Source organism: Bradyrhizobium sp. (assembly GCF_050014615.1).
GTDB lineage: Bacteria > Pseudomonadota > Alphaproteobacteria > Rhizobiales > Xanthobacteraceae > Bradyrhizobium.
The window spans coordinates 1-5,170 of the sequence record NZ_JBEKCZ010000287.1; the positions used below are offsets into that span (position 1 = coordinate 1).

Annotated in this window: 5 protein-coding genes; 4 read left to right on the forward strand and 1 reads right to left on the reverse strand. The window is 64.3% G+C overall.

Going from position 1 to position 5,170, the window contains the following annotated elements; all coding sequences use genetic code 11:
• Positions 1 to 227: 227 nt before the first annotated feature.
• The 4 genes from ABR948_RS28030 to ABR948_RS28045 all read left to right on the forward strand — a co-directional run bounded on the left by ABR948_RS28030 (position 228) and on the right by ABR948_RS28045 (position 4,500).
• A complete protein-coding gene (locus tag ABR948_RS28030) occupies positions 228 to 1,955 on the forward strand; it encodes an alpha/beta hydrolase family protein (RefSeq protein WP_428124313.1) in 1,728 nt (575 codons plus the stop codon).
• 73 nt (positions 1,956 to 2,028) lie between these two features.
• On the forward strand, positions 2,029 to 2,643 hold the full coding sequence (locus ABR948_RS28035) for a hypothetical protein (protein ID WP_428124315.1): 615 nt from the start codon (positions 2,029 to 2,031) through the stop codon (positions 2,641 to 2,643).
• A 133-nt stretch (positions 2,644 to 2,776) separates the two neighbouring features.
• The gene (locus ABR948_RS28040) at positions 2,777 to 3,991 is read left to right on the forward strand and encodes an NADP-dependent isocitrate dehydrogenase (protein WP_428124317.1); all 1,215 of its coding nucleotides are present in this window, start codon (positions 2,777 to 2,779) and stop codon (positions 3,989 to 3,991) included.
• On the forward strand, positions 3,991 to 4,500 hold the full coding sequence (locus ABR948_RS28045) for a DUF3455 domain-containing protein (RefSeq protein WP_428124319.1): 510 nt from the start codon (positions 3,991 to 3,993) through the stop codon (positions 4,498 to 4,500). Before ABR948_RS28040 ends, ABR948_RS28045 begins: the two co-directional genes overlap by 1 nt.
• A gap of 34 nt (positions 4,501 to 4,534) precedes the next feature.
• On the opposite strand, the gene ABR948_RS28050 is transcribed toward ABR948_RS28045, so the two are convergent.
• On the reverse strand, positions 4,535 to 5,170 hold a 636-nt coding region (locus tag ABR948_RS28050; protein ID WP_428124321.1), incomplete at its 5' end, for a DHHA1 domain-containing protein.

A 5,170-nucleotide genomic window follows, 5' to 3' on the forward strand; every position in this document is an offset into this window, starting at 1 on the left:
AATCTGATTCAACACCTCAGCGGCGGCGCTATTCGTTGGCCTGTCTGGCAGAATTTCTCAAGCAATATAATCGGCTTAGTGACGTCTTTTGGCTTTCGGCCGGAACCTCAGACAAGCCCTCCACAGCCTCCGCTTGCGCGCGGTCGGGTTTCGGATACGCTATCAATCAAACGCAAAGCGAACCCGAAAGCCGGTTCAACGGCTCGGGAAAATGGGGAGGGGATACCATGCGCAGCCGATGGTCATTGGCGATTGCCGGATTGATTCTGATTCTGGCGGGCGGAGTGCTCGCTTATTTCACCCAAACCTCCGGCGGCATCCAGATCAGGGATGTGCGCTTTGCGGGCGCCAAGGGCAACATCATGAGCGCCCTGCTCTATATCCCGCCCAACGCAACCGCCCAGACCCCCGCCCCCGGCATTCTCGCGGTTCACGGTTACATCAATTCGCGCGAGACCCAGGACGGCTTTGCGATCGAATTCGCCCGCCGCGGCTATGTGGTGCTCGACCTCGACCAGACCGGCCACGGCTACAGCGACGGACCCGCCTTCGCCAACGGTTTTGGCGGGCCCGATGGCCTCGCCCATCTGCGCAGCCTCGACATCGTCGACAAGAGCAATATCGGCCTTGAGGGTCATTCGATGGGCGGCTGGACCGTGCTCGCCGCCGCGGCGGCGATGCCCAACGACTACAAGTCGATGGTGCTGGAGGGTTCCTCCACCGGCAAGCCGTTCGCCGCCGAGGGGACCGCGAGCTGGCCGCGCAATGTCGCTTTGGTATTCGCGCAATATGAGGAATTTTCAACCCTGATGTGGGGCGTCGATCTGGCGCGGGACGTCACCCAGAGCCCGAAACTCTGGGCCCTGTTCGGTACCCAGGGCGCGGTCGAACCCGGCAAGGTCTATGGCGATATCGCGCAAGGCACCGCGCGCGTGCTCTACACGCCGGCGATCACGCACCCGGCCGAGCATATTTCGCATGAGGCGATCGGCTACAGCCTCGACTGGTTCGCCAAAACCTTGCAGGGCGGCACGCCGCGCCCGTCGGACGACCAGATCTGGTTCCGCAAGGAAATCGGCACCCTGGTGGCGCTGATCGGTTTCGTCGCGCTCCTGCTCGGCGTATTTGACGGCCTGCTCGAAGCCCCCGTGTTTTCGCATCTCCGGCTACCCGAGATCGCCGACGGCACCATGCCGGCCCCGGTCGCCTCCGGCGGCCGCCGCTGGACCATCGCGTTGGTGCTGTCCGCCTTCATCCCGGCGCTGACCTATTATCCGGCCTTCGCGATCGGCGGCACCTTCGTGACGCCGTCCGCCTATTTGCCCCAGGGCATCACCAACCAGATCCTGGTCTGGGCCATCCTCAACGGGCTGATCACGCTGGCCCTGATGCCGTTCGCGCCCAAGCGCGCCAGCCGGTCTGGTATTATCGGGCCGTCAATCCTGATCGCCCTGGCCACGGTGATCGTCGGCTATGCCGCCTTGTTGCTGGCCGATCTCGTGTTCAAGATCGATTTCCGGTTCTGGATTGTCGCGCTCAAGCTGATGAACGCCAAGCAATTCCTGATTTTCCTGATCTATCTGGTGCCGTTCACGGCGTTTTTCGTAATCGCACTGCATGTGCTGCACCGGAATTTCTCGACCATGGGCACCGGCCGCGGCGCGCTTTATCTGACCAATATTCTGGCGCTCACGCTCGGCTTCATCGTGCTTGAGGTGCTGCAATACGGCACGCTGTGGCTGACGGGAAAGCTGTTCAATCCGCTGCCCGACCCCGGCTTCGTACCGCTCTCCACCATCGTCGCCATCCAGTTCGTGCCGCTGCTGGCGATCTGCGCCATCGTCGCCACCTTTACCTGGCGGCGTACCGGCTCCAGCCTGCCTGGCGCCCTGATCTGCGGTCTGTTCGTCACCTGGTACATCGTGGCGGGGACGGCCACGCAGGCGGCGTTCTAGGCTGAACCAACCGGTGTGAAGCCCGGGACAGACCGCCCCGAACCGCAACCGCGCCGGCCGCGACGAAACCTTGATGGATTCGCCGCGCCGCTATGCACACGCCCCTTCACCTTCGACCGCGTCCGTGATGGGCCGTCGGAGGGCGGGACAGCTGGCGCGGACCGACACCGGCGGGGCGCTGGAAGCCGCTCGCGCCTGCCCCGACGCGTGGTATCGCGTCCAGGCGCTCGCCTCGGTCGCGGCGCACGCTGAGCAGCGCCTTGTGCTGCCGATTCTGAAAGAAGCCGCGCGCGAAGCGCAGTCCTGCCATGACGACTATGGCACGGTCGCCGTGATGGCGTGGCCGCTGCGCGTCGCGTTCGAGCGAGGGCTGCCCGGCTTCGCCGAACCAGAGCTCGGAAAGTGCCTGACGCAGGCATCCCGGATCGAGCCCCCTGCGTCGCAGGCCTACGCGCTCGAGACCATCTGGAGCGCCTGCTTCGCCGTCGACCCCCGTCACGCCGAGCCGGTGTGGCGCCGAATCCTGGAGCTTTGCCATCCGGACCACAATTGGCGCGCCGCCCGACTCTACCTGCACATTGCCGAAACGCTGGACGGCCGGAACCCCGGCGCCGCAGCCGACGTGATCCGCGCCATGGCGCCCGGCAAGGCGAGAAGCTGGCTGGAGCGGCGTTTCAAACTGGCCTGAAATCAGGCCTTGAAATCAGGCCTTGGCTGCACTCCCATTCGCCTTCCAGCCCGCGTTTTCGGATGCTATAGCCTCGGCTGCAATCCAAGCTCACCCATCCCGAAACGCGCTATTCCAAAAAGGCCCGATCTCCATGGCAAAAATCAAGGTGACCAACCCCGTCGTCGAACTCGATGGCGACGAGATGACCCGGATCATCTGGCAGTACATCAAGGACAAGCTGATCACCCCGTTCCTCGATATCGACCTGATGTATTTCGACCTCGGGATGGAATACCGCGACAAGACCAACGACCAGGTCACCATCGACGCCGCCAACGCCATCAAGAAGGTCGGCGTCGGCGTCAAATGCGCCACCATCACCCCCGACGAAGCCCGGGTGAAGGAATTCGGCCTCAAGGAGATGTGGAAATCGCCGAACGGCACCATCCGCAACATCCTCGGCGGCGTGGTGTTCCGCGAACCGATCATCTGCAAGAACGTGCCGCGGCTGGTGCCGGGCTGGACCAAGCCGATCATCATCGGCCGCCATGCTTTCGGCGATCAGTACCGCGCCACCGATTTCAAGTTCCCGAGCAAGGGCACGCTGTCCATGAAATTCGTCGGCGAGGACGGCAAGGTGATCGAGCGGGAAGTCTACAAGTCGCCCAGCGCCGGCATTGCGCTCGCGATGTACAATCTCGACGATTCCATCGCCGATTTCGCCCGCGCCTCGTTGAACATGGGCCTGTCCAAGGGTTATTCGGTCTATCTCTCGACCAAGAACACCATCCTCAAGGTCTATGACGGGCGGTTCAAGGATATTTTCCAGGAGATTTTCGACAAGGAATTCAAGTCGCAATTCGACGCAAAGCACATCACCTACGAACATCGCCTGATCGACGACATGGTCGCCGCGGCGATGAAGTGGTCCGGCGGCTACGTCTGGGCCTGCAAGAACTACGACGGCGATGTGCAGTCAGATACCGTCGCGCAGGGCTACGGCTCGCTCGGCCTGATGACATCGGTGTTGATGACGCCGGATGGCAACACGGTGGAAGCCGAGGCCGCCCATGGCACCGTGACGCGGCATTACCGCGAGCATCAGAAGGGCAAGGAGACATCGACCAATTCGATCGCCTCGATCTTCGCCTGGACCCGCGGGCTGACGCATCGCGCCAAGCTCGACAACAACGAGGCGCTGGGCAAGTTCGCGCTCACGCTGGAGAAGGTCTGCGTCGATACCGTGGAAGCCGGCTACATGACCAAGGATCTGGCACTCCTGGTCGGCGCCGACCAGCGCTGGCTCTCCACCACCGGCTTCCTCGACAAGGTCGCGGAAAACCTGACCAAGGCGATGGCAGTTTGATGCCGCCCGTCAGGAGGTTCGCGTTCGCCCTGCTGTTGCTGCCAGCATCCATTGCGAGCGCATTTGCCGCCGAGACCCCGCTTCCCGACGCCATCGCGGCGCCGGGAGAAGCGGTCGTGCTCAGCGTGCACGCCGAGGGCGCGCAGGTGTACGAATGCAAGGCCGGCGCCGACGGCAAATCGGCCTGGGCGTTCCGCGAACCGATCGCCACCCTGCTGGTCGACGGCAAGACCATCGGCCGGCACTATGCCGGCCCGAACTGGGAGCACAGCGACGGCAGCGCCGTGGTCGGAAAGGCCGCCGGCAATGCTCCGGGGGCTACGCCGAGCGATATTCCCTGGTTGAAGCTCAGCGTGGTCTCCCAGCGCGGCAGCGGCGTCCTCACCGGCGTCACGACGGTGCAGCGGATCAACACCAAGGGTGGCAAGCTCGACGGCGCCTGCGACAAGGCCGGCAGCTTCTCAAGCGCGCCCTACTCCGCGGACTATGTGTTCCTGCGCAAGGGTTAGTGAAACGCGTTAAGCGAACAGGCGGCGCGCCTCATCAGGCGCCTGCCATCGCCTTTTCGATCGCTGTCAGCGCCGCGTCCGCCTTGGCGCCGTCGGGGCCGCCGGCCTGCGCCATATCGGGCCGCCCGCCGCCGCCCTTGCCGCCGAGCGCTTCGGACGCCACCCGCACCAGATCGACCGCATTGAAGCGCGCGACCAGATCCGGCGTCACGCCGACGACGACGCCGGCCTTGCCGTCCCCGGTGACGCCGACGATCGCGACCACGCCGGAGCCGAGTTGCTTTTTGCCGTCATCGGCAAGGCTCTTGAGATCCTTCATCTCGATACCTTCGACCGCGCGCGCCAACAACTTGACATTGCCGACCTCGCGGACCCCGGCGACACCAACCGCCGCGCCGTTGGAAGCCGCAGCGCCGCCGCCCATCGCCAGCTTCTTGCGCGCATCCGACAGGTCGCGCTCGAGCTTCTTGCGCTCTTCCATCAAGGCTGCGATCCGCGCCGGCATGTCGTCGAGCGTGGTGCGCAGTTCCGACGCCGCTGATTTGGCCAGCGCAATCGTATCGTTGGCGTGTTTTCGCGCATGGTTCCCGGTCAGCGCCTCGATGCGGCGCACGCCCGAAGACACCGCGCTTTCGCCGGTCACCGAAATCAGGCCGATATCGCCGGTGCG

Excerpts from the sequence above, each read along its gene's own strand:
- ABR948_RS28030 (WP_428124313.1), top strand. The coding sequence starts at position 228 with ATGCGCAGCCGATGGTCATTGGCGATTGCCGGATTGATTCTGATTCTG.
- ABR948_RS28040 (WP_428124317.1), top strand. The coding sequence starts at position 2,777 with ATGGCAAAAATCAAGGTGACCAACCCCGTCGTCGAACTCGATGGCGAC.
- ABR948_RS28045 (WP_428124319.1), top strand. The coding sequence starts at position 3,991 with ATGCCGCCCGTCAGGAGGTTCGCGTTCGCCCTGCTGTTGCTGCCAGCA.
- ABR948_RS28035 (WP_428124315.1), top strand. The coding sequence starts at position 2,029 with ATGGATTCGCCGCGCCGCTATGCACACGCCCCTTCACCTTCGACCGCG.